Below are 25576 nucleotides of genomic sequence, written 5' to 3' on the forward strand. Positions count from 1 at the left end.
CACCCTGACGGGCAACTCAATCAACTGTGCACTTCCATATTTAGCACTCTCCGACCCCGAGTGCTAGAAGAACTATGTGATCTGGATCATATTGTGACGGGGTTTTGGAGTGCTGCACTCACTGGTCGCGCGGGCGCCGAGGCTGCAGGAGTCCGCGAACGGCGATCCCCGCGACCAGCGCCCAGAAGGCGGCGCCGACGCCCGCCACCGTCGTCCCCGAGGCTGCGACGATGAACGTCACCGCGGCGGGGACGCGGGCGGATTCGTCCGCCATCGCGCCGGCGCACGCGGCGGCGAAAGCACCGACGAGGGCAACGCCCGCGACGGCCTGGATCACCCCCTCGGGCGCGGCCAGCACCACGGCGGTCAGGCCCGTGCTCAGCACGCCCAGAACGAGATTCGCGGCACCCGACGAGACTCCGGCGATCCATCGCCGAGAGGTGTCCTCCCCCGCATCGGGTCCCGCGGCGAGCGCCGCGCTGATCGCGGCGAGGTTGATCGCGTGCCCGCCGAAGGGTGCACCGACGACGCTGCCGACGCCCGTCATCGCGAGCGAGGGCCGCCACGGCACCGAGTACCCGTAGCTCGCGAGCACCGCGACCCCGGGGATGTTCTGCGAGGCCATCGTCACGATGTACAGCGGCAGCACCACCCCGGTGAGCGCCTGCAGGGTGATCGACGGGGTGGTCCACTCGACGTGCGGGACCAGCTCCGCCGCCGCGGGGACGGCGTCGTCGCGCACGAGGGCCACCGCGATCACGGCGAGCGCCGTCACGAAGGCCAGCGGCACCGCCCACCGCGGGCGGAGCTTGAGCAGCACCAGCCACACCACCAGCACGGGTGCCACCGCCCACGGATGCTTCCCGAGCGCCGTGACCGGCGCGATGCACAGCGGCAGCAGCACACCGGCGAGCATGGCCTGGGCGATCGGGGTCGGGATCTTCTGCACCCAGCGCGCGAGGGTCGGCCAGAGTCCGGTGAGCACGAACAGCACGCCGCACACGACGAACGCGCCGACGGCGGCGGGCCAGCCGCCCGCGACGGCGCCGGTCGTGGCGAGCAGCGCCGCGCCGGGCGTCGACCAGGCGCTGATGATCGGCATCCGGTACCGCCACGACAGCAGCGCGGACGCCGCACCCATCGTGACCGTGACGGCCAGGAGGCCCGACGCCGCCTGCCCCGGGCTCGCGCCCATCGCCCGCAACCCGGCGAGCACGACCGCGAAGGCGGAGGTGTACCCCACCAGGGCGGTGACGACGCCGGCGCCGACCGGAACCATCGTTCCGTTCTCAGAACGTTCCATGAACAGAACGTAGCATGGGGCCATGCCCTCCCCTGACATCGGCGCCCGACTCCGCGAGCTGCGCAGCGAGCGCGGACTCAGCCTGTCCGAGCTCGCCCGCCGCGCCGGCGTGGGCAAGGGCTCGCTCTCGGAGATCGAGGCGGGCGGGCGCAACCCGACGGTCGAGACGCTCTACGCGCTCTGCGGGCCGCTCGACGTGCCGCTCACGGCCCTGGTCGGCGAGTCTCCGGGCGCACACAGCGTGGCCGACGGGGGCATGCGCACCGTCCTCCTGTCCGTCCGCCACCTACCGCACGTCACAGTCGAGGTCTTCCGGCTCGAGTTCCCCGCCGGTTCCGATCACGTCTCCCCCGGGCACGGCCCGGCCGTCCGGGAGCACCTCACGGTGGTCGACGGTGCCCTGACTGTCGGCCCAGTAGGGGCCGAATCGACGGTGCACCAGGGTGATACACGCTCGTGGACCAGCGATGGCCCGCACCGGTTCGCCACCGTCGGCGGCGCCGAAGCGGTCGTGGTGATCACCACCCCGCGCTAGAAGGTCTCCGCGCCCCGCGAGCTGACCACCATGCCGTGCCCGGTCGTGCGGTTCGTGAACGCGGTGCCGTACTCGTTGGCGACGATGAACCAGCCGCGCGCCGTGTACGTCGCGTAATCGAGCGTCACCGGGTCGATCGCGCCGAGGTTGCCCAGCACGTAGGAGAGCTCGCCGTCCCTGGTGACGTTGACGCCGTTGGCCTCGTCACCGGACTCCGTCCGGGGGCGGGGCTGGTCGAAGACGAGTTGGCAGCCCGCGCTGATCTCACTGATCTGGCACCGGGCCCGGCCACTCCGGGTCTGGATGAAGGTGAAGCCGTTCCCGTTGTCGGGCAGGGCGATCGCCGTGGCCGCCGCACCGGACGCCGGTGCGCTACTGGACGCCGGTGCCGTCGTCGTCGCGGTGCTCGTCGTGGTCGCGGTGCTCGTCGTGGTCACCGGCGCGGGCGTGGCGGGCGCGGGAGTCGCGATACCCGGGCCGGCGCCGCCGCGGATCACCGTGACGCCGGCGCCGTTCCCCGACACCGTGGCCGAGCATCCCGCGAGGAGCGCGCAGCCACACACCACCGCCGGCACGTACCGTGCGCGCATCCGGGCCTCCGCTTCGTCGTCACTTCTGCCACAACAGTAGACTTCAATCCCTCTCGACGCACGCATGGTCGCTCCCCGGGCGCGAGCCCCACCGCACCGTCCTCGTGGCGGCGGACCGTCGCGAGGTTCACCGCAGCAACCCCAGCAGCGGCCGTCCGTCGGGTCCGACGTGCACGTGCACCCGCGCGCCGAAATGCTCGCCGATGAGGTCCGCAGTGAGGACCTCCCGCGGAGCGCCGGCAGCGGCGACCCGCCCGTCGGCCAGGAGCACCAGACGATCCGCGTACTGCCCCGCCAGGGTGAGGTCGTGGATCGTGGTTACCACCGTGAGACCGTCGGCGCGGCGCAGCTCGTCGATCAGGTCCATGACCTGCTGCTGGTGCCCGATATCGAGGGCCGTCGTCGGCTCGTCGAGCAGGAGGAGCGGCGCCTGCTGGGCCAGAGCCCGGGCGAGCACCGCACGTTGTCGCTCGCCGCCGGACAAGTGCGTGATGTCGCGCGCGGCGAACTCCTCGAGCCCCAGGCGGCCGAGCACGTCCCGCACGATCCGGCGGTCCGTGCCGCTCTCGCGACCGAGGTACGGGATGTAGGGCGACCGGCCGAGCAGCGCGTACTCGAAGACCGTCATCCCCTCCGGCAGGAGCGGCGACTGCGGCGCGTAGGCCATCGACCGTGCGCGCTCGCGGGGCGAGCGCCGCCGCGGGTCGGCACCGTCGATCGCGATCGCTCCCCCGCTCCGCACCAGTCCCAGGACGGCCCGCAGCAGCGTCGACTTCCCGGCTCCGTTCGGCCCGACGATCGCCGTCCAGGTGCCCGACGGTGCCGCCAGCGTCACGTTGTGCAGCACCCGCCGGCCGTCGAGCGACACCTCCACACCGGAGAGCTCCACCCTCATACGCCGCCCCGGCCGCGCATCGATCGCAACACGAGAACGAAGAAGGGCCCGCCCACGAACGCCGTGACCACGCCGAGCGGCAGCTCGCCCGGCGCGACGGCGGTGCGGGCGAGCACGTCGGCGAGCACCAGGAAAGCGGCGCCCGCCAGCAGGGACAGCGGCAGTACCGCGCGATACGACACCCCGGCCAGCCGCCGCACCACGTGCGGCACCACGATGCCCACGAACCCGATGAGCCCGCCGACCGCGACCGCGACGGCGGTGGCCAGCGACGCCGCGGCCAACACCAGGATCCGGACCCGGCGGGCGGAGACGCCGAGCGCCGTGGCCTCTTCGTCACCGACGCCGAGAACGTCGAGCAATCGGCCGTGCAGCAGGAGCACCACCACCGAGACCGCGGCGTAGGGCAGCACCGTCCACAACCGCGGACCATCGGCGGCCGCGACACCGCCCAACACCCACGAGTAGATCCGCTGCAGTTCCTGCGCGTCGCGCTGCATGAGGAAGGTCTGCACGGCGCCGAGGAACGCCGAGACCGCCACGCCCGCGAGGAGCAGCGTGGCCGTGCCGTGTCCGCCGGCGACGCTGCCGAGCCCGTACGCCAGCGCGACACCCGCGAGCGCGCCGACGAACGCGGCGACCGGCACCGTCGCCGCGGCGTCGCCCGGGAGCAGCACGATGGTCGCGGTCGCGCCGACTCCGGCGCCCGCGGCGGCGCCGAGGAGGTACGGGTCGGCCAGCGGATTGCGGAACACGCCCTGGTAGCCCGCGCCGGCGACCGCGAGCAGGCCGCCCACCAGCGCGGCGGCCAGCACCCGGGGTAGCCGGATCTGCAGCAGCACGTTCACCTGCAGCGGCGTGAGCCCCGAATCGACGTGGATGCCCGGCAGTCGATCGAGCAGCTCCAGCAGTATCGCGCGCCCGGGGAGGTCGGCCGCGCCCACCAGCAACCCGGCGGTCATCGCGCCCAGTACAGCGACGACGGCGAGGAGCATCGGCACCGGCCGCAGTCCGCTCGCGTGCTGCGCCGGCCGCACCCTCTCGATGACGGGGGCGCTCACCCGCCCGCCGGCACCTTCTGCGCCGCCACGGCGACGGCGGCACCGACCGCGCGGTAGAAGTCCGGGAGCCGGGGGCCCCAGCGCGACGTGACATCGGCGGGCAACTCGACGACGGTGCCGTCCCGGACGGCCCGGAGATCGCGCCACCCCGGGCGTTCGGCCACCACGCCCGCACTCTGGCCGCAGCACTGCGCATCCGCGAGGAAGACGAGCGCGGGATCCGCCTGCAGCAGGGCCTCGCGGGAGAGCTGGGGGTACCCGGATCCCGACCGATCCGCGGCGTCGGCGACGTTCTGCAAACCGAAGGCGCCGTACACCGTGCCGATGAACGTCGAGGACGTCACCGTGAACAGCTGCGGATCGAGCTCGTGGAAGTAGGTGAGCGGCACAGCGGGACGCGGGGTGGTGCGGACGACCTCGTCGATCGCGGATCGCATCCGGTCGACGACCACCTTCGCCTGGTCCGCCCGCCCCGTGGCGGTGCCGAGGTCGGTGATCTGGCCGTAGACCTCGTCGAGGTTCTTCGCCGCGGGTTCCACGAGCACCGGGATCCGCACCTTCTGCAGGGCCGCGACGATGCCGCCCTGATCGTTCGAGACGATCACCAGATCCGGTGCGTAGCCGATGATCGCCTCGGCGTTCGGCGTGAAGCCCGACAACGCGGTCCGCGGCGCCTGCGCCGGGTACGTCGACTGGTCGTCGACGGCGACCACCTGCCCTCCGGCGCCGATCGCGAAGAGGGTCTCCGTGTGCGTGGGCGCGAGCGAGACGATCCGCTGCGGCGCCGCGGGGATCGTGACCGCGCCGTTCGCGGCGTCGATGGTGACCGTTCTCCCCTGGGGTTCCGCCTGCTGGGCCGCACCGCAGCCCGCGGCGAGCAGGGCGATCGTCAGCAGTGCGAGCGGTCCTCGGATCCGGGCGCGCATCGTTCCTCCTCCGGTTCGTCGGCTCAGTCTCCCAGAGTGGGTATCGTCGCGATCGTGAACCTGCTGCTGCTCTCGCTCAACGCCGGAGCCCTCCCCGGCTTCCTCCGCCGGCACACCGGCCGGGATCCGGGCGCGCTACGGCTCGGCTACATCGACGATGCCGCAGCACCGCACGCCGACCAGCCGTTCGCCTCGTTCGAGTGGAACCAGCTCACCGATCTCGGCTTCCGGCTGACCCGGATGACCCTCGCGACGTACACGGCCGCGGGCGATTTCGATTCCGACCTGAACACCGTCGACGCCGTCTACGTCGCCGGCGGCCACACCTTCGTCCTTCTCGGCGCCCTGCAGGGCAACGGCACCGGCGAGGTGCTCAAGACCCGGGTCCGTGCGGGCCTCCCCTACATCGGGCTCAGCGCCGGCTCCGTGGTGGCCGGGCCGAACGTCGAGCCGGTCGCGCCGCTCGACGATCCCGCCGACGCCCCCGGTGTCACCGACTACACCGGGCTGGGCCTGGTCGACACCGTCGTCGTCCCGCACGCCGACGGCGCCCTCCCGCCCTATCCACGGGCGCTGATCGACGACGTGGTCCGCACCTACGGCGACCGGTTTCCACTGACGCGCGTCAACGACGATCAGGCGCTCCTCGTGGAGAACGGCGTCTCGACGCTGATCCCCTCGACCATCAGCTGACCGCTGCCGTCACTTCTCCGGTGTGATCGCGTACGGCTTCACGGCCTCGTTGAATCGATCGTCGAAGAAGTCGGCGATGGTGACCTTGCCCTGGAGCTGTCCGGCTGCGTCGAAGGCATCCGCGAGTTCCTGCTCCGAAGCCACGACCGCATCGGTGATCTCGATCGCCGGACGCAGACTCCGGTCCTGCGCGGCGCGCGCCGCCCGCGGGTCGATCTTGATGGCCTCGCCGTACCGGGCGGCCCACTCCACGGGGTTCTGCTTCGCCCATTGGCTCGCCTTGGCGATGCGCACCACCAGCTCCCGGAGCGCGGTGTTCCGCCGCGCATCGGCGAGCGCTTCGTTCGAGGCGATGCCGAAGCCGAAGCCGTTGACCACTCCCTCGCCGGTGGCGATCGTCTTCACCGTCGGATCGAGTTGGATCAGCGCGGTGTAGGGGTCCCAGATCGCCCAGGCATCGACGGAGCCGTTCACGAAGGCGGACTGGGCGTCCGCGGGCTGCAGGAAGACGGGTTCCACGTCCTGCCCCAGCTTCAGCCCGGCCTTCTCGAGCTGCCGGAGCAGGTTCCCGTGCGCCGAGCTCCCCTTGGCCACGGCGACCTTCTTGCCGCGGAGGTCGGCGACCGACGCGGGCGCGTTCGCGCCGCGGGCCACGATGACGTCACCGCTGGCCGGATTCGTGTAGGCGGACACGAAGCGCACCTTCGCGTTCGATGCCGCCCCGAAGATCGGCGGGGTGTTCCCCGTGACGGCGAAGTCGATCTTCCCGGCCGTCGCGGCCTCGACCTGCGGAGGCCCGGACGTGAACGTGGAGAACTCGATCTTGAACGGGAGGTCCGTGAGCTGTCCCGCGGCGGTCAACAGGGATTCGGTGCCGCCCCTCTGGTCGCCCACCTTCAGCGTCAGATCCTTGATCTCCGCCAGGTCGACGGTGCCGCTGCTCACCTTCTGGTTCGACTCGTCGCGGCTCACGCACGCGCCCAGGGAACCGGTGAGCATGACGATCGTCGCGATGCTCGCCACGACGGAACGAATCCGGCGACGCCGGGATCCGGGAGTGCTGTTCATCACGGGGCCTTCCGTTGGTGGCCGGAGATCCGACCCGAGTAGAGGGAGTGCGCGGTCATTGCTCGCCCAGGGCGGCCAGGAGCCGGGTGCGGTGCTCGATCAGGGCACCATCCCTGGCACGTTGCCTCGGGTTCTCCACCACGATCTCGGTAGTGATCGTGCCGTCGGCGAGAACCACCACGCGGTCGGCCAGCGCCAGCGCCTCGTCCACGTCGTGGGTCACGACCACCACCCCGAATCCGTGCCGCTGCCACAGCGTTATCAGGAGGTCGTGCATGCTCGCGCGGGTCAGCGCGTCGAGCGCCCCGAAGGGCTCGTCGAGGAGCAGCAGCTCCGGCTCCGCGACCAGCGCGCGAGCCAGGGAGACGCGCTGCGCCTGTCCGCCCGACAACTGCGCCGGCCAGGCATCCCGCTTGTCGGCGAGGCCGACCTCGGCGAGGGTCTCGTCCGCACTCGCCAGCACACGCGACTTCCGTAGCCGAGCGCGGGTCAGCCCGAAGGCGACGTTCTCCCGCACCGTCCGCCACGGAAACAGCCGGGGCTCCTGAAAGGCGACGGCGGGGGCTCCCGCGGTCCGGACGGTGCCCGACGACGGCTCCGTGAGTCCGGCGAAGAGTCGCAGGAGAGTCGACTTACCGCATCCGCTGCGCCCGATGATCGCCACTACTTCACCGGCGCCGACGCGCAGGTGGGTCCCGCGGAGGACGACGTTATCGCCGTACGCGACGGTGACGTCGACGACCTCGGCGGCGGGCGCCGCGTCCTCCGAGGTCCGCACCTCCGCGCGCGCCTTCTCTGCTGTAGTCATGGTCGACTCCTAACGGGCCTGATAGCGGGTGGTGTAGCGCTCGAGGGCGCGGACGATCGCATCCGTGACGATCCCCAGCACCGCGTAGACGATGAGTCCGAAGAAGACGACGTCGGTGCGCAGGAACTCACGAGCGTTGTTGATCAGGTAGCCGAGCCCCGAGGTCGCGGCGATCTGCTCGGCGACGATCAGGCTCAGCCAGGCGATCGCGAAGGACTGGCGGAGACCGACCAGTATCTGCGGCGTCGCCCCGGGGATGATCAGTTCCTTGATCGTCTGGATCCGGCTGAATCCGAGCACTGAGGCGTTCTCGACCAGCTTCGGATCGATCTGCCGAATCGCGGCGGAGGTGTTGAGATACAACGGGAACACGGCGCCGAGCGTGACCAACAGGATCTTCGGCGACTCCCCGATCCCGAACCACAGGATGAACAGCGGGATCAGACCGAACAGCGGCAGGGCCCGAATCGCCTGCATGTTGGGGTCGATCACCGCATCCGCGATCCTGCTCAGTCCCACCACGAGCCCGAGGCCGACTCCGATGACGATGCCGAGCGTGAGACCGACGGCGACCCGCTGCGCAGAGGCGACGATCGCATCCCCCAGCTCACCGCTGGTCACCGTCCCCCACCCGGCTTCGGCGATGAGCGACGGCGCGGGCAGTTTGTCCTGGGGGATCAACCCGAGCGCGCTCCCCACCTGCCACAGGATCAGGACGGCGAACGGGGAGGCGATCCGCACCGCGGTCAGCGCCCGCCGCCTCCGCTCCGCACGGCGCACGCCTGTCGGCGGGATCCGAGGGCCTGCCACGCCGTGGTCGCGCGTCGTCGACGATCTGCTCATAAGGCCACAATCCTGGCGTCGGACTGCGCCCGACGGAATCATTGTGCGCAGGGTGACGGGAACCCGTCGTCGGCGATGCGGCACCCGATGAGCGCTACGATCGACGGATGACCGGGACGCTCTCCGATGTCTTGCCCTCGGTCTGCACCGCCTTCGGGATCGAGGGAGAGAATCCGCTGGGCCTCACGGTCGAGCGCGACGTGGTCCTGCTGCTCATCGACGGACTCGGTGCGGAACTCCTTCGCCGCCACGCTGCCGACGCGCCGACGCTCGCGGCCCACGTGCGGTCGACGCTCACCGCGGGTTTCCCCGCGACGACGGCCAGCAGCCTGTCGAGCCTCGCCCTGGGCGCACCATGCGCGGCGCACGGCATCGTCGGCTACAGCTTCGGGGTGCCCGACGAACACGGCCGGCGCCTGTTCAACGCGCTCCGATGGACCATCGACGGGGCCAGCGGGCCCGACGCCCGGCAATCGCACCCGCCGCGGGAACTGCAGCGCCGGCGCAGCCGCCTCGAAGACCTCGCGGACGCGGGCGCCGAGATCCACTACGTGGTGCCCGCGTACCAGGAGACGTCGGGCCTGACCCGGGCCTCGTTCCGCGCCGCCGGCGTCCTGCACCCCGCATCGGACCTCGATGCTGTGCGCGAGGGCGTGCTCGCCGTCGCCCGGCACGACTCCGCGACCCGACGGTTCGCCTACGCCTACACGGGCCTGCTGGACGCGGCCGGGCACGTGCACGGCCCCGGCTCGCAGGAGTGGCTGGGCGTGCTGCGCGCCGTCGACGCGATGTTCGCGGATCTGCTGGCGGACCTACCCGACACCTGCACCGTGCTCACGACCGGCGACCACGGGATGATCCAGGCCGAATCCCTGGTGAACCTCGACGTGGTGCCCGCGCTGCACCGCGGCGTCCGGATCATCGGCGGCGAGGCGCGGGTGCGGCACGTCTACCTCGCGCGCGGGCACCGCGTCGACGATGTCCTGGCGCGGTGGTCGGAGACGCTCGGCACGCACGCCCACGTCGTGAGCCGGGAGCAGGCGCTCGACGAACACTGGTTCGGCCCCACACCTCCGAACCCGGTCGTCGCGCATCGCATCGGCCACGTGCTCGCGGTCGCTCGGGGCGGCTCGGTGCTCGTGACGCCGAGCCAGGAACCGATGGAGTCGCGGATGCTCGGCCATCACGGAGCGTGGACCGTCGACGAGCAGGCGGTCCCGCTCATCACCGCCGGCTGACTCCCGGCGCCGCGGCCGGACACGGCCGAGTGCGTGCCTTGTCCGATTTTTGCAGCGGTGCCGCGTAGGATATCGAACGAACACGACGACAGCCCGGGGTGAAGACGCTCAGCCCTTGCCCGATTCCAGGGTGGTGCCCACGATCGAAAAGACGAAGACGCCGCAGGCGGCCGAGCCCGACACGGCGCGGGCGAAGCCGACACGCGAGCACACCGCCGACCTCACCCGCGTCCTGCTGTTCGTCGGCGTCGTCATCGCGCACTGCGTCACCACGATCAACTACACCCCGGACGTGATCCGGCAGACCGGGCTGGTCTCCGCGGCACTGCACCTCACGCGGTACGGCTTCGTCGCGGTCACGCTGTTCGTCCTGGTCCTGAGCATGCGCGGGCGCACGATGACGGCCCGCGAGTTCTGGCGCAAGCGCTTCGGGCTCATCGTCGTCCCGTACCTCGTGTGGACGCTCGCGTACTCGATCACCGACCACCTGCTCCTCGAGGACGAACCGTCCCCGTCGCTCGGGAGGTGGCTCGGCGACCTGGTGCGCACCACCTTCACCGGCGACGCCAAGTACCAGCTGTACTTCCTACTGATCTCGATGCAGATCTACCTGCTCTTCCCCGCGCTGCAGAAGCTCGCGCACCGGTTCGAACGCCACCCGTGGACGGTGCTGCTCACCGCGGGCGCGATCCAGCTCGGATTCTTCGCGTTCTACCAGTACGCGCCCCGCCCGTCCGGGCAGCCGTGGGACACGCTGTTCAACCACATGTGGAAGTTGCTTCCCATGTACGTGCTGTTCGTGGCGATGGGCATGCTGGCGGCGCAGCACTACGAGAAGGTGGGCCCGTGGCTCCGGGCGCACGCGCTGCCCCTGGTCGCGGCCTGCCTCGCGGCGGGCGCCTTCAGCCTCGTCTTCTACCTGCGCGATACCGAGCCCGGCGTCGTGTCCGAGGCCGCGACGTCGGCGTGGAACCCTCTGTACCTCCCCTGGTACGTCGCGGCGACGCTGCTGATCTGGCTGGCCGCGATGGTGTGGGACGAATTGCGAGCCTCGGGCCGGGCGGTGGGCGAGCGCCTCGTCTCGTACGCGACGGTCCGCGCGTTCGGCGTGTTCGCGGTGCATCCACTCATGTTGGACATTCTCGGCAAGGCCGGCTTCTTCGAATTGCTGAGCACCTGGTTCCCAGCGTCGGCGCTGCTCCGCACCGCGACGCTGGTGGTGGTCGTTTTCGCCATGTCGCTGCTCTTCGTGGACCTCGTGCTGCGCACCCCGGTCAGTAGGTGGATCGTGGCCCGCGACCGCGCCTGAGCTGCTCCCGCGTCATTGCCAGGTCGACGGTGCCGGCTGCGGCTTCTGCAGCCAGAGCGTGTCCGTGGGGACCCCCGGGGCACCGGTCTGCCAGCGACGGATCGCCTCGCCGCGGAGCACCTGGTCGAAGTGCTCGTTGCGCATCCGCTGGTCCACGTAGAGCAGCGTCTGCACGCCGGCGAGGAAGGGCACCGTCAGGACCTGGCCGATCGCGGCGCCGACGCCGATGATGGCGAGCCCCGCCACCGTCGTGCCCGCGAGGTTGTCGATTCCGTCGGCACCGGCGACGAACAAGCTGCCGACGCCGAACGGGATGGCGGCGCTGGACGAGACGACACCGGTCATGAGGTGGGTGAGCAGCAGGATGCCGAGGACGCGCCAGAAGCCCTGCTTCTGCAGCTTGTAGCCGCGTTTGAGCGCGGCAACCGGGCCGACCCGCTCGAGGACGACGGCTGGGTAGGCCAGCGATACCGTCGGCAGGAGCGCCAGGCACCCGATCAGCAGGACCACGATCAGCACGAATGCGACCAGGACGGCGAGGATGGGGCCGGCATCGCCTACCGCCACCGCGATGGTGACGACGAGGCCGACGACCAGGGCCGCGGGCACGAGGAAGATGAGGAACTGCAGCAGACTCAGGCCGATCAGCGGCAGGAGCCGGGGGCCGATCGCCCGCACCGCCTCGCTCACACCGGTCCGCTCACCCATCACCGCCCGCGCGACCGCGACCGTCAGGACGCCGGCGAGGAACAGCGTGGCGATACCCTCGAGGAATCCGACGCCGTAGCTGACCCCCGTTCCGTCGCCGAGATAGACGAGGAACTCGCCGAACTCGCCGTACGGATCCACGGGGACGCGCGTCGCCGGGACCTGTGCGAGGAAACTGATGAGCTGTGCGATCACCACGGAGACCGCGGTCAGTCCGACCATGACGCCGGGATTGGTCCGGATCGCGGCAATGGCCCCGGAGTAGATGGTGCCCAAGTCGAGCGGGCGCAGCGGGACGATCCCGACCTTCACGTCCGGCGCGGGCGCACCCCACCCGGGCTGCCCGTACCCCGGCTGTGTATACCCCGGCTGCGGGTAGCTCGCGTAGCCCGGCTGTGCGTGGCCGGACGGCTGCGCCCACGGGTCGCCGGTGGGGTACTGCGGCAGCCCGGAGGGCTGCTGCCCGTACTGGGGATCCCCCTCCTGCGGGCCGCCGTACGCGGGACCCGCCCACTGGCCCTCAGGGCCGTGGTTCGGCTGATCGCCGGTCCCGTCGGAGCTCACAACACTCATCCTGCATCGCGCATGCAGTCTTATCAAATGCACGTCGACGTTTGTCCGCAGGGTGAGATCCGACCTCGTTCGCGACGAGCGAGTGTTCCGAGCGGCGCGACGGAACGGGCCATCGGCCGGGCAGGATTCCGCGCCCGGCGCCGCATGCCGTAACATGTCTCGGGCGCCGCATGTGGCGCACGCGGGCGTAGCTCAATGGTAGAGCCCTAGTCTTCCAAACTAGCTACGCGGGTTCGATTCCCGTCGCCCGCTCTCGCAGGTCAGGGTCGGTCTTCTTCCAAGGAGACCGGCCCTGATTCGTACATCCTCCCAGGCGCCGCCGGCCTTGAGACGCTCCCCGGCTTGCGCGGCCCGATGCATCTTCAGGGCGTCCACCACCGTCGCCGGCATGATCCTGTCGCGTCCACGCGGCGATAGTGCCGCACCTCAATTCGGGCACGCGACCCTCGAAGTCGGTTGCCAATTACCTCCGCGGCGGAACAACCTGACGATCCTGCGGCCCGGAGCCCCGACCGTTCTGCCCTCGCCGTGCAATCGCCACCACGACGACCACCACGGCGACGATCAGCGCAAGCATGCCGAGAATCATGATCCACGCCCAAGGCGAGTGAGTGATACCCATGGAGCCACCTTCGCACGACCGCGATGTGGTCGTAGTCCTTTCCGCGCGTAGCTGCTGTTCAACGAATCGAAATCGCCGAGAACCGACCCGAAGGCAGCGGCAGAGACTTCGGCGTTGACCTGCGGGGCCGGCGAGTTACATAGGGTCTTCTCATGACCGAAGCACTCCTGATCGAGCGTGACGGCCCCGTCGTCACCTGGACCCTGAACGACCCCGCCGCGCGGAACCCCGTCTCCGACGAGACGATGATCGAGGCCATCGAGCGCGCGGTGAACGAGGTGAACCACGACGACGAGGTGCGGGTGGCGATCCTCACGGGCGCCGGGTCGGCGTTCAGCTCGGGCGGCAACGTCAAACACATGCGCGACAAGGAGGGCATGTTCGGCGGTACCGCCGCGCAGCAGCGGCAGGGCTACCGGCACGGTATCCAGCGCATCCCACGCGCGCTGTACCACTGCGAGGTCCCGACGGTGGCGGCGGTGAACGGCCCGGCGATCGGCGCAGGATGCGACCTTGCCATGATGTGCGACCTGCGGGTCGCGTCCACGAAGGCGGTCTTCGCCGAGAGCTTCGTCAAGGTAGGGCTCATCCCGGGGGACGGCGGCGCGTGGCTGCTGCCGCGGATCGTCGGGATGGCCCGGGCGACGGAGATGGCGCTCACGGGCGAGGCCGTCGACGCGGCGACCGCCCTCGACTGGGGCATGGTGTCCAGTGTCGTCGAGCCCGATGAACTGCTCGTCGCGGCCCGCGCGCTCGCGGACCGCGTGGCGGCGAATCCCCCACAGGCGCTGCGAATGACGAAGCGCCTGTTGCGGGAGGGCCAGCACCAGAGTCTCGAGGCGCTGCTCGAACTCTCCGCCGCGATGCAGACCATCGCGCACTCCACGGCCGATCATCACGAGGCGGTCGCCGCGATGCTCGACAAGCGCCCGCCCCGGTTCACGGGGAACTGATCCCCCGCGGAACGCCGCCCGAGCCCGATAGAACACGTTATAGTTCGGCGCATGATGCAGGAGTGGGACGCGACGGCCGACGTGGTAGTGGTCGGCTACGGCGGCGCGGGGGTAGCAGCCGCACTGGCCGCCCGTGAGTCCGGCGCCGAGGTGCTCGCACTCGACCGTTACCTCGGCGGCGGCGCGACGAACCTCTCCGGCGGGATCGTCTACGCGGGCGGTAGAACCCGGATTCAGCGCGCCGCCGGCGTCGAGGACGACGTCGAGAACATGTTCTCCTATCTGCGCCTCGAGGTGGGCGACGCCGTGTCGGAGGAGACGCTGCGACAGTTCTGCGAGCAGTCCCCCGCCATGGTCGACTGGCTGATGGACCACGGCGTGCCGTTCGACCCGTCACTCTGCCCGTTCAAGACGTCCTACCCCACCGACGATTACTACCTGTACTTCTCGGGCAGCGAGAACTCCGGCGGCTTTCGCGACGGTGCGGCACCTCGCCAGCGGGGCCACCGCGCCCACGGGCCGGGCGTCTCAGGCAAGAAGCTGTACGGCCCGCTCGCGGCGTCGGCGGCCGCCCGCGGCATCCGTGTGCGCACCGGCACGAGGGCGACCGGGCTCGTTGTGGAGGACGGCCGGGTCGTGGGCGTCGAGGCGGTCACGATCGAGCACGCGCCGGCCGCCGTCCGCCGACGGTTCGCCGTGCTCACCCGGATCTCGGCGAAGCCGGGTGTCTACCACCAGGGCCTGCGCGCGACGATGCAGCGGCTCCTGGACCGGATCGAGCGTCGCCACGGCCGGCCGATCCGGATCCGCGCCCGCTCGGGCGTCGTCCTGAGTACCGGCGGCTTCATCGCCAACGGCGCGATGGTGCGCGAGCACGCACCGGGCTACCCCTGGGAGGAGGGCCTCCCGCTGGGCACCGCGGGCGACGACGGCAGCGGCATCGCACTGGGCCGCTCGGTGGGCGGCGCGACGGACCGGATGGACTCGCTGTCGAACTGGCGGTTCATCGCCCCGCCCAGCGCCTACCTCGGCGCGCTCGCGGTCGACGCGGACGGGCGGCGGATGGTCGACGAGTCCCGCTACGGCGCCGCGCTGGGCGCCGCCATCGCCGAGGCGCCCGGGCACCGCGCCTGGCTGCTGGTCGACGCCGACCTCGCGGCGCGGGCCCGCGGGCAGCTGGGCGAGCAGACGGTGTGGTTCCAGCGGCTCCAGCTCGAGCGGCTGCTCCGCATCGGCAGCGTCTCCGCACCCACCGTCGAGGAGGCCGCGCGGCGCGCCGGCGTCGACCCCTCCGGGCTGCGGCAGACCGTCGATGCGCACAACGACGCGATCGCGCAGGGCCGGCCGGATCCGCTCGGCAAGCCCGACGACCTGCGCACGCCCGCCCTGAAGGCACCGTTCACCCTGCTCGACATCTCGTTCACGAACCGGATGACCTATCCCATGCCGATGCTCACCCTGGGCGGCCTCGTCGTCGACGAGCGTTCCGGCGCGGTGCGCACCGGGGCGGGCGAGGTGGTCGCCGGGCTGTTCGCCGCCGGCCGCACCGCCGTCGGTATCTGCTCGAACTCGTACGTCAGCGGACTCTCCCTCGCCGACTGCATCTTCTCCGGCCGGCGCGCCGGATCGCACGCAGCCGTGGCGCAGTCCAGCGTGCGCGACGAGGCCTAGCGACGCTCCCCGGCGGGCAGGGCCGGGGCCATCACCCAGAGAACCCGGGCACCGTCCGGTCCGGCCGCGAAGACGTGGGGCCGTACCGGGTCGAAGGTCATGGCGTCGCCGACGCCCAGCTCGACGCTCGGCTGCGGAGGGAAGGCGAGACGCAGCGTGCCGTGCTGCACCAGCACGAACGACACCTCCGCGGGCAGAGCGTAGGCATCGTCGCCGCTGCCTCCGCCCGGCGCGATGTGGCTGAGCAGCACCTGGACCCGCCGCTCCCCCGACGGCGTGAGCAGGAACTCGGAGAGACCCTCGCCGCCGAACCGGACCGACGGGTAGGCGTCTGCGCGGACGACCGAGCTCGCCGCGCCACCGTTGAAGAGGGAACCGACGGGCACGTCCAGCGCGTCGCACCAGCTCACCAACACCGCCATCGACGGTGCCGCCAGGCCCCGCTCCACCTTCGAGAGATAGCCCTTGGTGACGCCGATGCGCTCAGCGACGTCCGCGAGCGTCAGGCGTCGAGCACTGCGCGCCGCCTTCAGCGCCGCTCCGACCTGATCCGGCACAGGCAGGTCCGCTCCCACTCCCGATGCAGCTACATCCAACAGATGTTTCCTTTCAGGAAACTCAAGTTGACAAGTCGGTCGATGTCCCACACTATGTGATCCGCCCCACAGACGCAGCTCCTGCGAGAGGATCCCTTCGTGTCCGACGAAATCCAGCGCCCCGCTCAGCCTCGCGGCCCGGTGGATGCGAGCCTCGTGCCCCGCTACTGCGGGCCGGCGACCTTCGCCCGCCTGCCCCGCCTCGACGAGGTCGACGGCGCCGCCGTCGCGGTCCTCGGGATCCCCTTCGACACCGGGGTCAGCTACCGTCCCGGCGCGCGGTTCGGGCCCGGCCACATCCGGGCGTCGTCGAAGCTGCTGCGCCCCTACAACCCCGCCCTCGACGTCTCGCCGTTCGCCGTGCACCAGGTCGCCGATGCGGGCGACCTCGCGGTCAACCCGTTCGACATCGAGGAGGCGCTCGGCACCGTGCAGGCTGAGGTGTCCCGACTGCGTTCGAGCGGGTCGAAGGTGCTCACCCTCGGCGGCGATCACACGCTCGCGCTGCCCATCCTGCGCGCCGTCGCCGCCGATCGCGGTCCCGTCGCCGTGCTGCACTTCGACGCGCACCTCGACACCTGGGACACCTACTTCGGCGCCCCGTACACGCACGGCACCCCGTTCCGGCGGGCCAGCGAGGAAGGGCTGATCGACCTCGAGCGCTCGATGCACATCGGCATCCGCGGCCCGCTCTACGGCGAGCAGGATCTCGCCGCCGACGGCGTGCTCGGCTTCCAGGTGATCCGGTCCGACGACTACGAGAACGACGGGCTCGCGAGCGTGATCGAGCGCATGCGCCGTCGCCTCGCCGGGCCCGACGGTGCCGGCGGCCCCGTCTACGTCTCCGTCGACATCGACGTACTCGACCCGGCCCACGCGCCCGGCACCGGCACCCCCGAGGCCGGCGGCATGACCAGCCGCGAGCTCCTCAACACCATCCGCGCCCTGGTCGGCACGGACGTGGTGGGCGCCGACGTCGTCGAGGTCGCACCGCCCTACGACCACGCCGAGCTGACCGGCATCGCGGCGGCCCACGTGGCCTACGAGTTGCTCTCGGTGCTCGCGGTGAACGCCCGGTGAGCGGCACGTTCAGCGAGCGCCTGCTCGCCCGCAAGCCCGTCGACCGCATCCTGGCGGACAGCGCCGCCCCGCACGATGGGCCGCAGCTCAAGCGGTCGATGGGTCTCGGGCATCTCACCGCGCTGTCGATCGGCGCCTCCCTCGGCACCGGCATCTTCGTCATCCTGGGCGAGGCGACGCCGGACGCCGGGCCCGCGGTGATCGTCGCGTTCATCCTCGCAGCGGTGACCGCGCTGTTCTCCGCGCTCTCGTACGCGGAGATGGCGGGCACCATCCCCGTCTCGGGCAGCTCCTACTCCTACGCCTACGCCACGATCGGTGAGCTCTTCGCGTGGGTCTGCGGATGGTGCCTGCTGCTCGAATACGGCGTCTCCGTGGCGGCGGTCGCCGTCGGGTGGGGGCAGTACATCAACGAGCTGCTGCGCACCCTGTTCGACGTCGAGTTGCCGACCGCGATCACCGCGCCGCCGGGCGACGGCGGCGTCGTCAACATCCCCGCGATGGTGATCGTCGCGCTCGCCTGCCTGGTGCTGGTGGGCGGGGCCACGGAGAGCGCGCGGCTCAACACCGCGATGGTGATCCTCAAGGTCTTCGTGCTGGTCTTCTTCTGCGTCATCGCGTTCACTGCGTTCGACGCGGGCAACCTCGAGCCCTTCATGCCCTTCGGCATCGGCGGGGTCACCGCCGCGGCCGCGATGGTGTTCTTCTCCTACATCGGTTTCGACGCCGCCTCCACGGCGGGCAACGAGGCGAAGAACCCCACCCGCGATCTGCCGCGCGCGATCATCCTCTCGCTCGGCATCATCACTGTGCTCTACTGTCTCGTCGCGCTCGCCGCAGTGGGCGCGATGCCCTGGCAGGAGTTCGGCGGCACCGAGGCCTCGCTCGCGAAGGTCCTGACCGACGTCACGCAGAGCACCTGGCCGTCCGTGGTCCTGTCGATCGGCGCGGTCATCGCGATCGCCAGCGTGGTGCTCGCCGTCCTGTACGGCCAGACCCGCATCCTGTACACGATGGGGAGCGACGGCCTCGTGCCTCGCGTCTTCGCCAAGGTCAACCCGCGCACGTTCGTCCCGGTCCGCAACATCCTCATCGTCGGCACTCTGGTTGCGCTGCTCGCGGGTCTCGTCCCGCTCGGCGAGCTGGCGAACGCCACCTCGATCGGCTCGCTGTTCGCGTTCGCGCTGGTCAACATCGGCGTGATCGTGCTCCGCTACACACGTCCCGAACTGCCCCGCACGTTCAAGACCCCGCTGTTCCCGCTCGTCCCCGTCCTCGGCGTCGTGTTCTGCGTCCTGCTGATGTTCCAGATGAAGGCGCCCACGTGGATCGCCTTCGGGCTGTGGACCCTCGTCGGCCTCGCCGTGTACTTCGCCTACGGCTACCGGAACTCGCGGCTCCGCGGCGAGAAGGACCTCCCGAAGGCGGCGCTATGACGGTCACCGTCGGGATGTACCAGGGGCCGGCGGGACTCGGTCCGACGCCGGACGTCGCGCGGAACCTGGCGGCGATCGACGACGCCGCCGCCCGCGCCGCGGCCGAGGGCGCGCGGGTGCTGGTCACGCCCGAGTTGTCGGTCACCGGGTACGACATCGGCGCGGCCGCGACGGAACTCGCCCGCCCGCGCGGCGGGGAGTACCACGAGGCGATCGCCGGCATCGCGCGCCGCAACGGCGTGACCGTCGTGGCCGGGTACCCGGAGCGAGACGGGGGCCGGGTCTTCAACGCCGCCACCGTGATCGCGCCCGACGGGGCCGAGCTCGCGCACTACCGCAAGTCCCACCTGTTCGGCGACCTCGACCGCGTCGTCTTCACCCCGGGCGGCGAGCTGCCCGTGACCTTCCCCCTCGGAGACCTGACCTGCGGACTGCTCATCTGCTACGACGTGGAGTTCCCCGAGGCCGTCCGCGCCCACGCGGACGCCGGCACCGACCTGCTCCTGATCCCGACCGGCCTCATGGAGCCCTTCGGCCGGATAGCCGAGCTGGTCGTGCCGGTGCGGGCCTTCGAGAGCCAGCTGTACATCGCCTACACCAACCACTGCGGCCGCGAGACCTCGCTCGAGTACTGCGGCCTGAGCACCGCGGCCGCGCCCGACGGCGAGGTCGTGGCCCGCGCCGGGCGCGCGGAGGAGCTACTCACCTTCACCGCCGACCCCGAGGCGCTGCGGGAGGCCCGCATCGCCAACACCTACCTGCGCGACCGGCGCACCGACCTGTACTGAGCCCCGCCACCCCAGGAGCCCGCATGACACAACCCGCCATGCCCGCCCACGGCCCGTCCGGATCGGATGCGCCCCTGACCATGTTCGGCCCGGACTTCCCGTTCGCCTACGACGACTGGGTCACCCACCCCGACGGCCTCGGCAGCGTCCCCGAGGCCGCGCTCGGCACCGAGGTCGCCGTGATCGGCGCGGGCCTCGCCGGACTCACCACCGCGTACGAGCTGGCCCGGATCGGGCTGAAACCCGTGGTGTACGAGGCCGACCGGATCGGCGGGCGGATGCGCAGCGAACGTTTCGAGGGCTACGACGACGACCTCGTCGCGGAAATGGGCGCCATGCGATTCCCGCCCTCGTCGACGACCCTGCAGCACTACCTGGACCTCGCGGGGCTGCGCACCGAGCCCTTCCCCAACCCCCTCGCCGAGGCGACGCCCAGCACCGTCATCGACCTCAAGGGCCGCAGCCACTACGCCCGCACCGCCGCCGACCTTCCGCCCGAGTTCGCCGAGGTCGCCCGCGCGTGGGACGCCAGCCTCGCCGATTACGCCGATGCCGCTGAGCTGCAGGACGCGATCCGCGCCCGCGATGCGGGGCGCATCCGGGCCGTGTGGTCGAAGCTCGTCGAGGAGCTCGATGACCAGACCTTCTACGGCTTCCTCACCGCATCGAAGCACTTCCGCTCCTTCGCGCACCGGGAACTGTTCGGACAGGTCGGATTCGGCACCGGCGGCTGGGACACCGACTACCCCAACTCGATGCTCGAGATCCTGCGCGTGACCTGCACCGCCGCGGACGACGAGCACCGCAGCATCGTCGGGGGCGCGGACCTGCTGCCGAAGCACCTGTGGGAGAGCCCGTTCGACGGTGCGCGGTCGGTGCGCGAGCTCAACGGCGGCACGCACCGGCCCGCGGTCACCGCGATCCGGCGCACGGCGGGCCCGGGCGGTGCGCCGCGGTACACGCTCGTCGATGCCGGCGGCGAGACCCGCACGTACCCGGCGGCGATCTTCACCGGGCAGGCATGGATGCTGCTCAACACCATCGACTGCGACGACGACCTGCTGCCGATCGACCACTGGACCGCGATCGAGCGCACCCACTACATGGGCAGCTCGAAGGTGTTCGCGCTGGTCGATCGTCCCTTCTGGCGCGATGTCGATCCCGCGACGGGGCGCGACACGATGTCGATGACCCTGACCGACCGGATGAGCCGCGGCACCTACCTTCTCGACCACGGCCCCGACCGTCCCGGCGTCATCTGCCTGTCCTACACCTGGTCCGACGACTCCCTCAAAGTGCTGCCGCTGGACGTGAACGCACGGCTCGACCTCATGCTCAAGTCGCTCGGCGGGGTCTACCCCGGCGTCGACATCCGCAGCCACATCATCGCCACGCCCAAGACCGTCTCCTGGGAGACGGAGCGGTACTTCATGGGCGCCTTCAAGGCGAACCTGCCGGGGCACTACCGGTACCAGGAGCGGCTGTACACGCACTTCATGCAGGAGTCGTTCGACCCGCGGCACCGCGGCTTCTTTCTGGCCGGGGACGACATCTCATGGACCGCGGGGTGGGCCGAGGGCGCGCTGCAGACCGCGCTCAACGCCGTCTGGGGCGTCGTGCACCACCTCGGCGGACGCGCACCGTCGACCAATCCCGGACCGGGCGACGTCTTCGCCGACATCGCCCCGGTCCGGCTCGGCGACGAGCGCGGTACGCGCGCCTGACGTCAGTGGCGGCGCAGCGCCGTCACCAGGCCCCCGTCCCCGGGGATCATGGTGACGTTGCGGTGCCGCGGCTGCTCCGCGGGAGCGTCGGTCAGCGCGAGATCGACGCGCAGCAGGATCTGCGTCACCACCGCGCGCAGCTCCGCCATCGCCAGCCCCGCGCCGAGGCAGCGGCGGGTGCCACCCCCGAAGGGCATCAGCTTCTGCGGCGAGGGCTTGACGCCGAGGAAGCGCTCGGGATCGAAGGCGTACGGCCGCGGGTACAGCTCCTCCCGGTGGTGCAGCAGCAGGATCGAGACCAGCGCGATCACGCCGCGGTCCACCATGTAGGGCCCGAACTGCCAGTCGGACAGCAGCTCCCGCGCGACCACCGGCACCACCGGACGGCTGCGCATCGACTCGTTGATGAGCGCCTCGACGTACGCCTCGTCGCCGGCGCGAGCGGCCTCGACGGAGCGGCGGTACGCCTCGGGGGTGCGGGTGAGCCGCTCGAAGGTCCACGCGACCGAGTTCGATGTCGTCTCGTGGCCGGCGAGCACCAGGGTCAGGAGCTCGTCGCGGATCTCACTGTCGGCCAGGGGCGCACCGTCGTCCCCGCGGGCCGCCATGAGCACCGTGAGGATGTCGGAGCGGCCCGCCCCGTCGGGCCCGTCGGCGCCCTCGCGGCGACGCTCGGCGATCACCGAATAGATCGCCGCGTCCAGGGGCCGGAGCACCAGCTTCAGGATTCCGCGCGGCTCGGGGCTGCGCGCGTTCACCAGCTGCACGACGGTCGCGAGCGGGTGCGTCGAGAGCCGCAGTAGGCGGATCATCGACGTGCGGACCGCACGTTCGGCGCGGGTCGCGCCGGTTTCGTCGTCGATGCCGAACACCGCCGACATGATCACGTCGAGCGTGATCTGCTGCCCGATGTCCGCCAGCGCCACCGCCTCTCCCGTTCGCCACTCGTCGATGCGGCGCTCCGTCGCGGCGTCGATGCGCTGCTGGTAGTCGGTGACCGCGCGCCCGTGGAACTGCGGCAGCAGGAGTCGGCGCTGCTGCTTGTGCCGCGGCCCGACCGCGGTGAGCACCGAATCAGGTCCGACGATGGGCCGCAGGGGCGAGAAGCGGGTGGCCGACGGCGCATCGTCGGGGCGCGTCATCAGCGAGGCGACGTGCGCCGGGTTGGACACCAGCACCACCTGCCCCGGCCCACCCGCGAACTCCGACCGGAAGACGTCGCCGTAGCGCTCCGCCGCGCGGAAGGTCACGTCGCCCTCGCGCAGCGTGTACGACAGCGAAGCCCGCAGCGGCCCCATCGGGAGGGACGGCGCCGCACGCAGAGCGGCGGCCCCCGCGGCGTCGACGGGCCCGGCCTCGTCGCCTGTACCGCCGTGGACGCCCGGCCGCACGGATTCGCGCAGGTGCCACGCGGGCTCGGGGATCGACAGGGTGCGCGCGACGGTTCCGCCGATCCCCGTGCCGATCCCGGTGCGGACGGCTCGTGCCATCGTGGTCATATCGTCCTCCTCCATCGATTGTGCACGCCGGACGTGGCGCGCGGGGTGCCGTCGCGATCGTCAGGGCACGACGGTGCCCAGGGGGCCGCTCCGGCGGTCGCGGGCGGCCGTCGCGCGGTGGATGTCGCGCGCGCCGAAATCGAGGCCGTCGCGGTCGTGGGTGAGCGCGGCGATCGCGACGGCGAACGCGGCGACGACGAGAACGGTGATCATGGCCTTCTCCTTCTCCCGTGCCCGGTGTGTTCCGGGTGAATTCGACGCTACGAGAGCGATCGTCGCTGGTCAGCGTGCCCAGGATGGAAGTCCGTTCCACCCTGGGACGGGCGCGCGGCTCCGCCCCAGGGTGGGCGACCGGGCCGCGACGCGCGACTACGATGCAAGCCATGCGCTGGCTGCGGTGGTTCGAGGCGCGGTACGCGCGCGCGTTCGCCGCCATCGGCTACGAGTACCCGCCGTACTACATGGTGATCACCGAAACAGCGCTGGTCGCCCTGATCGTCGCGGCGGTCCTGCCCCGCGTCGTGGCGGGCCCGGACGGCGTGCAGTGGGCGATCCTGGCGGGCGCGGCGGCGCTGTCACTGGCCCACACCCTCTCGACGCTCCTGCGCACGGACCACCTGTCGCTCGCCGCCCACTCGATCTCCACTCTGATCTCAGCCGCGCTGTTCTGGTCGGTGCCGACGACGTTCGACGTCGTTCCCCTGATCCTGGTCCTCGCGATCACCCAGGTCGCGGCCGTCACCCCGATCCGTTCGGCGGCCCTGCACCTGCTCGCGTACGAGGCCTTGGTCGTCACCGCCGGATCACTCGGCGCGATCGATCAGGCCTGGCTGATCGCTCTCACCGTCGCCTTCGGCGCGGCCGTCGGCCAGCTCATGCAGAATCAGCTCCTGCTGTTGCGGGCCGAGCGCCGCGCGCAGGCCTCCCGGACCGCGCTCGAGCGCGCCGCCGTCGCCGGCGAAGTCCACGACGTGGTCGCACACTCACCTGGCTCGTGGACGCGGCCTTTCCGGCCGGGACCGGCTCCGGCGCAACCGGATCGATCGAAGGGGAACGCCCGTGACCGAACGACCGATCCGCCTGCTGCTGGTGGACGACCAGGACCTGGTGCGCCTCGGGCTGCGCCGGATCCTGCGCCGCCGCGACGGCTTCGAGGTCGTCGGCGAGTGCGCCGACGGCGACGAGGTGAGCGCGGCCGTCGCCGAGTCCGCGCCGGACGTGGTGCTGATGGACCTGCGGATGAAGCGGGTCAGCGGGATGGCGGCCACCCGGCGGCTCACCGCGTCCGCCGACGCGCCGCCGGTGCTCGTACTCACCACCTTCCGCGACGACGACCTGCTCTCCGAGGCGCTACGGGCGGGCGCCTCCGGCTTCGTCCTCAAGGACTCGCCCGCGGAGGAGCTGATCCGCGCTGTGCGCCTCGTCGCCGCCGGGGAGGCCGTGCTCGATCCCGCCGTCACCGGCCGGGTGCTCGAGACCTATCGCAAGGCCGCGCCGGCGGCACCGTCGGGCGAGCAGACGCGCCTGACGTCCCGGGAGGTGGACGTGCTCGCCCTCGTGGGACGCGGACTGTCGAACGACGAGATCGCCCGCGAGCTGGTGATCTCGATCGTGACCGTGAAGAGCCACATCGGCTCGATCTTCACCAAGCTGGGCGTCCGCAACCGCGCGGAAGCGATCGTCTTCGCGTTCGACAACGGCATCGTCCGGCCCGGCGGCTGACTCGGCGGCGCCCACCCCTGGCGATTGAACACTGTTCATGGCGGCGAAACCGCAGGTCGCACCGAACAGAAACAGTGTTCAATTCCGAGGGGCGGGCGCTACTGGCGCTCGATGAAGACCGGCTTCTCCTTGTTGGCCGCAGCGGTGCGGGCGATCGCGTGGTTCTTGCCACGGATCAGGCCGAGCTGCAGCGCCTGCTCGACGGGGAAGGACAGGCGCGAGCCGCTGTACCAGGTGTTCTCGAACAGCGCCTTCGAGGCGGCGACCGCGTCGGGCGAGCGCTCCTTGAGCTTCTCCACCAGCTCCAGCGCGTCCTTCATCGGGTCGGCGGAGACGCCGGTGACGATGCCCCAGCCCAGCGCCTGCTTCGCGGTGAACATCTCGCCGGTCATCGTGAGGCGCTTCGCGATGTCGATGGTCGTGAGCTGGGCGATGGACGCGGAGATCGACATATCGGGGATGAGACCCCACTTGGCCTCGAGGATGGAGAAGTCCGCCTCCGACGAGGCGAAACGGAAGTCCGCGCCCAGCGCGATCTGCAGCCCGCCGCCGTAACAGTGGCCGTGCACCACGGCGATGACCGGCGCGGGGACACTGCGCCACGCCCAGCCCGCGGCCTGGAAGTTGTTGGCCGCCGAGATGCGCCTTGGAACGAAGTTCATGAGCAGCCGGCGCTGCTCCTTGCCCGCCGAGGCGAAATCGAGGCCAGAGCTGAACGAGCTGCCCTCGCCCGAGAGGATCACGGCGCGCAGCGAGCGGTCGTTCTTCGCGCGGTCCGCGGCCTTCGCCAGGTCGTCGATCATGTCCAGGGTCAGCCCATTGTGCTTCTCCGGGCGATTGATCCGCACGTGGGCGACCTCGTCGCGCACCTCGTATTCGATGTTCGACATCCGCTTCTCCTCGTTTCGGTCGCCGTCGGCCGTCGTCTGCAACCC

General features: G+C 71.1%; 26 protein-coding genes and 1 tRNA gene. 12 read left to right on the plus strand and 15 right to left on the minus strand.

Features of this window, described 5'->3' with window-relative positions:
• Positions 1-118 precede the first annotated feature (118 nt).
• Positions 119-1303 carry a benzoate/H(+) symporter BenE family transporter gene (locus FK529_RS14210; protein WP_231703085.1) on the minus strand — a complete coding sequence of 395 codons (1185 nt, stop codon included), beginning with the start codon at positions 1301-1303 and terminating at the stop codon, positions 119-121.
• Between the two features lie 22 nt (positions 1304-1325).
• On the opposite strand from FK529_RS14210, the gene FK529_RS14215 reads away from it, so the two are divergent.
• A complete protein-coding gene (locus FK529_RS14215; protein WP_146562292.1) occupies positions 1326-1838 on the plus strand; it encodes a helix-turn-helix domain-containing protein in 513 nt (170 codons plus the stop codon).
• On the opposite strand, the gene FK529_RS20060 is transcribed toward FK529_RS14215, so the two are convergent.
• From FK529_RS20060 to FK529_RS14235, 4 genes are all read right to left on the minus strand, one after another.
• Positions 1835-2428, minus strand: a complete 594-nt coding sequence (locus tag FK529_RS20060) for a hypothetical protein (protein WP_158635122.1) — start codon at positions 2426-2428, stop codon at positions 1835-1837. The genes FK529_RS14215 and FK529_RS20060 overlap by 4 nt on opposite strands.
• Before the next feature lie 127 nt (positions 2429-2555).
• On the minus strand, positions 2556-3323 hold the full coding sequence (locus FK529_RS14225; protein WP_146562294.1) for an ABC transporter ATP-binding protein: 768 nt from the start codon (positions 3321-3323) through the stop codon (positions 2556-2558).
• Positions 3320-4318 carry a FecCD family ABC transporter permease gene (locus FK529_RS14230; protein ID WP_146562400.1) on the minus strand — a complete coding sequence of 333 codons (999 nt, stop codon included), beginning with the start codon at positions 4316-4318 and terminating at the stop codon, positions 3320-3322. The genes FK529_RS14225 and FK529_RS14230 overlap by 4 nt, the downstream gene beginning before the upstream one ends.
• Positions 4319-4380: 62 nt before the next feature.
• Entirely contained in the window at positions 4381-5310 is a 930-nt protein-coding gene (locus FK529_RS14235) for an ABC transporter substrate-binding protein (protein WP_146562296.1), read from the minus strand.
• 36 nt (positions 5311-5346) lie between these two features.
• Here FK529_RS14235 and FK529_RS14240 point away from each other — a divergent pair, with 36 nt between their 5' ends.
• Positions 5347-6003, plus strand: coding sequence for a Type 1 glutamine amidotransferase-like domain-containing protein (locus FK529_RS14240; RefSeq protein WP_231703086.1), 657 nt, complete (start codon positions 5347-5349; stop codon positions 6001-6003).
• A 9-nt stretch (positions 6004-6012) separates the two neighbouring features.
• Here the strand turns inward: FK529_RS14240 and FK529_RS14245 are convergent, their stop codons facing one another.
• From FK529_RS14245 to FK529_RS14255, 3 genes are read right to left on the minus strand one after another with little or no spacing between them, the layout of a single operon-like run.
• Positions 6013-7071: an ABC transporter substrate-binding protein gene (locus tag FK529_RS14245; RefSeq protein WP_146562403.1), complete on the minus strand. Its 1059-nt coding sequence runs from the start codon at positions 7069-7071 to the stop codon at positions 6013-6015.
• A gap of 55 nt (positions 7072-7126) precedes the next feature.
• Positions 7127-7879: an ABC transporter ATP-binding protein gene (locus FK529_RS14250; protein WP_146562298.1), complete on the minus strand. Its 753-nt coding sequence runs from the start codon at positions 7877-7879 to the stop codon at positions 7127-7129.
• A gap of 9 nt (positions 7880-7888) precedes the next feature.
• Complete coding sequence (locus FK529_RS14255) at positions 7889-8722, minus strand: ABC transporter permease (RefSeq protein WP_146562300.1); 834 nt, start codon at positions 8720-8722, stop codon at positions 7889-7891.
• Between the two features lie 107 nt (positions 8723-8829).
• Here FK529_RS14255 and FK529_RS14260 point away from each other — a divergent pair, with 107 nt between their 5' ends.
• On the plus strand, positions 8830-9960 hold the full coding sequence (locus tag FK529_RS14260) for an alkaline phosphatase family protein (protein WP_146562302.1): 1131 nt from the start codon (positions 8830-8832) through the stop codon (positions 9958-9960).
• 115 nt (positions 9961-10075) lie between these two features.
• Complete coding sequence (locus FK529_RS14265) at positions 10076-11269, plus strand: acyltransferase (protein WP_146562304.1); 1194 nt, start codon at positions 10076-10078, stop codon at positions 11267-11269.
• A 12-nt stretch (positions 11270-11281) separates the two neighbouring features.
• On the opposite strand, the gene FK529_RS14270 is transcribed toward FK529_RS14265, so the two are convergent.
• A complete protein-coding gene (locus tag FK529_RS14270; RefSeq protein WP_146562306.1) occupies positions 11282-12541 on the minus strand; it encodes an ABC transporter permease family protein in 1260 nt (419 codons plus the stop codon).
• Positions 12542-12731: 190 nt separating this feature from the next.
• Here FK529_RS14270 and FK529_RS14275 point away from each other — a divergent pair.
• From FK529_RS14275 to FK529_RS14285, 3 genes are all read left to right on the plus strand, one after another.
• Positions 12732-12802: transfer RNA gene (locus FK529_RS14275), tRNA-Gly, on the plus strand.
• Positions 12803-13324: 522 nt separating this feature from the next.
• Positions 13325-14125, plus strand: coding sequence for a crotonase/enoyl-CoA hydratase family protein (locus FK529_RS14280; protein ID WP_146562308.1), 801 nt, complete (start codon positions 13325-13327; stop codon positions 14123-14125).
• A 51-nt stretch (positions 14126-14176) separates the two neighbouring features.
• Complete coding sequence (locus FK529_RS14285; protein WP_146562310.1) at positions 14177-15796, plus strand: FAD-binding protein; 1620 nt, start codon at positions 14177-14179, stop codon at positions 15794-15796.
• On the opposite strand, the gene FK529_RS14290 is transcribed toward FK529_RS14285, so the two are convergent.
• The gene (locus FK529_RS14290; RefSeq protein ID WP_438947204.1) at positions 15793-16395 is read right to left on the minus strand and encodes a helix-turn-helix domain-containing protein; all 603 of its coding nucleotides are present in this window, start codon (positions 16393-16395) and stop codon (positions 15793-15795) included. The genes FK529_RS14285 and FK529_RS14290 overlap by 4 nt on opposite strands.
• Positions 16396-16491: 96 nt before the next feature.
• On the opposite strand from FK529_RS14290, the gene speB reads away from it, so the two are divergent.
• Genes speB through FK529_RS14310 form a run of 4 tightly spaced genes read left to right on the plus strand, consistent with a single transcriptional unit; the run spans position 16492 to position 21420 of the window.
• On the plus strand, positions 16492-17472 hold the full coding sequence (gene speB / locus FK529_RS14295; protein WP_146562314.1) for an agmatinase: 981 nt from the start codon (positions 16492-16494) through the stop codon (positions 17470-17472).
• Complete coding sequence (locus tag FK529_RS14300) at positions 17469-18908, plus strand: amino acid permease (protein WP_146562316.1); 1440 nt, start codon at positions 17469-17471, stop codon at positions 18906-18908. Before speB ends, FK529_RS14300 begins: the two co-directional genes overlap by 4 nt.
• Positions 18905-19696 carry a carbon-nitrogen hydrolase family protein gene (locus tag FK529_RS14305; protein WP_146562319.1) on the plus strand — a complete coding sequence of 264 codons (792 nt, stop codon included), beginning with the start codon at positions 18905-18907 and terminating at the stop codon, positions 19694-19696. Before FK529_RS14300 ends, FK529_RS14305 begins: the two co-directional genes overlap by 4 nt.
• 23 nt (positions 19697-19719) lie before the next feature.
• Entirely contained in the window at positions 19720-21420 is a 1701-nt protein-coding gene (locus FK529_RS14310) for a flavin monoamine oxidase family protein (protein WP_146562321.1), read from the plus strand.
• Positions 21421-21422: 2 nt separating this feature from the next.
• Here FK529_RS14310 and FK529_RS14315 read toward each other — a convergent pair whose 3' ends face one another.
• The 4 genes from FK529_RS14315 to FK529_RS20070 form a co-directional block, all read right to left on the minus strand.
• Positions 21423-22919 (minus strand): cytochrome P450, encoded by a 1497-nt coding sequence (locus FK529_RS14315; protein ID WP_231703087.1) that lies wholly within the window; start codon positions 22917-22919, stop codon positions 21423-21425.
• Between the two features lie 60 nt (positions 22920-22979).
• The gene (locus FK529_RS20065) at positions 22980-23132 is read right to left on the minus strand and encodes a hypothetical protein (protein ID WP_158635123.1); all 153 of its coding nucleotides are present in this window, start codon (positions 23130-23132) and stop codon (positions 22980-22982) included.
• A gap of 244 nt (positions 23133-23376) precedes the next feature.
• The gene (locus tag FK529_RS14320; RefSeq protein WP_146562323.1) at positions 23377-23715 is read right to left on the minus strand and encodes a hypothetical protein; all 339 of its coding nucleotides are present in this window, start codon (positions 23713-23715) and stop codon (positions 23377-23379) included.
• A 7-nt stretch (positions 23716-23722) separates the two neighbouring features.
• Positions 23723-23887 carry a hypothetical protein gene (locus tag FK529_RS20070; protein WP_158635124.1) on the minus strand — a complete coding sequence of 55 codons (165 nt, stop codon included), beginning with the start codon at positions 23885-23887 and terminating at the stop codon, positions 23723-23725.
• 91 nt (positions 23888-23978) lie between these two features.
• Here FK529_RS20070 and FK529_RS14325 point away from each other — a divergent pair, with 91 nt between their 5' ends.
• Positions 23979-24641, plus strand: a complete 663-nt coding sequence (locus FK529_RS14325; protein WP_146562325.1) for a response regulator — start codon at positions 23979-23981, stop codon at positions 24639-24641.
• 98 nt (positions 24642-24739) lie between these two features.
• Here the strand turns inward: FK529_RS14325 and FK529_RS14330 are convergent, their stop codons facing one another.
• Positions 24740-25531, minus strand: coding sequence for a crotonase/enoyl-CoA hydratase family protein (locus FK529_RS14330; RefSeq protein ID WP_146562327.1), 792 nt, complete (start codon positions 25529-25531; stop codon positions 24740-24742).
• Positions 25532-25576: the final 45 nt, after the last annotated feature.

The organism is Tsukamurella asaccharolytica (genome assembly GCF_007858435.1).
Taxonomy (GTDB): Bacteria; Actinomycetota; Actinomycetes; order Mycobacteriales; family Mycobacteriaceae; genus Tsukamurella; species Tsukamurella asaccharolytica.

Bases quoted from the DNA above. Each gene is read 5' to 3' on its own strand.
- FK529_RS14310 (WP_146562321.1), top strand. From the start codon at position 19,720: ATGACACAACCCGCCATGCCCGCCCACGGCCCGTCCGGATCGGATGCG.
- FK529_RS14280 (WP_146562308.1), top strand. From the start codon at position 13,325: ATGACCGAAGCACTCCTGATCGAGCGTGACGGCCCCGTCGTCACCTGG.
- FK529_RS14260 (WP_146562302.1), top strand. From the start codon at position 8,830: ATGACCGGGACGCTCTCCGATGTCTTGCCCTCGGTCTGCACCGCCTTC.
- FK529_RS14210 (WP_231703085.1), bottom strand. From the start codon at position 1,303: ATGGAACGTTCTGAGAACGGAACGATGGTTCCGGTCGGCGCCGGCGTC.
- FK529_RS14315 (WP_231703087.1), bottom strand. From the start codon at position 22,919: ATGACCACGATGGCACGAGCCGTCCGCACCGGGATCGGCACGGGGATC.
- FK529_RS14255 (WP_146562300.1), bottom strand. From the start codon at position 8,722: ATGAGCAGATCGTCGACGACGCGCGACCACGGCGTGGCAGGCCCTCGG.
- FK529_RS14225 (WP_146562294.1), bottom strand. From the start codon at position 3,323: ATGAGGGTGGAGCTCTCCGGTGTGGAGGTGTCGCTCGACGGCCGGCGG.
- FK529_RS14215 (WP_146562292.1), top strand. From the start codon at position 1,326: ATGCCCTCCCCTGACATCGGCGCCCGACTCCGCGAGCTGCGCAGCGAG.
- FK529_RS14235 (WP_146562296.1), bottom strand. From the start codon at position 5,310: ATGCGCGCCCGGATCCGAGGACCGCTCGCACTGCTGACGATCGCCCTG.
- FK529_RS20060 (WP_158635122.1), bottom strand. From the start codon at position 2,428: ATGCGCGCACGGTACGTGCCGGCGGTGGTGTGTGGCTGCGCGCTCCTC.
- FK529_RS14250 (WP_146562298.1), bottom strand. From the start codon at position 7,879: ATGACTACAGCAGAGAAGGCGCGCGCGGAGGTGCGGACCTCGGAGGAC.
- FK529_RS14245 (WP_146562403.1), bottom strand. From the start codon at position 7,071: ATGAACAGCACTCCCGGATCCCGGCGTCGCCGGATTCGTTCCGTCGTG.
- FK529_RS14305 (WP_146562319.1), top strand. From the start codon at position 18,905: ATGACGGTCACCGTCGGGATGTACCAGGGGCCGGCGGGACTCGGTCCG.
- FK529_RS14285 (WP_146562310.1), top strand. From the start codon at position 14,177: ATGATGCAGGAGTGGGACGCGACGGCCGACGTGGTAGTGGTCGGCTAC.
- FK529_RS20065 (WP_158635123.1), bottom strand. From the start codon at position 23,132: ATGATCACCGTTCTCGTCGTCGCCGCGTTCGCCGTCGCGATCGCCGCG.
- FK529_RS14230 (WP_146562400.1), bottom strand. From the start codon at position 4,318: ATGCTCCTCGCCGTCGTCGCTGTACTGGGCGCGATGACCGCCGGGTTG.
- FK529_RS14330 (WP_146562327.1), bottom strand. From the start codon at position 25,531: ATGTCGAACATCGAATACGAGGTGCGCGACGAGGTCGCCCACGTGCGG.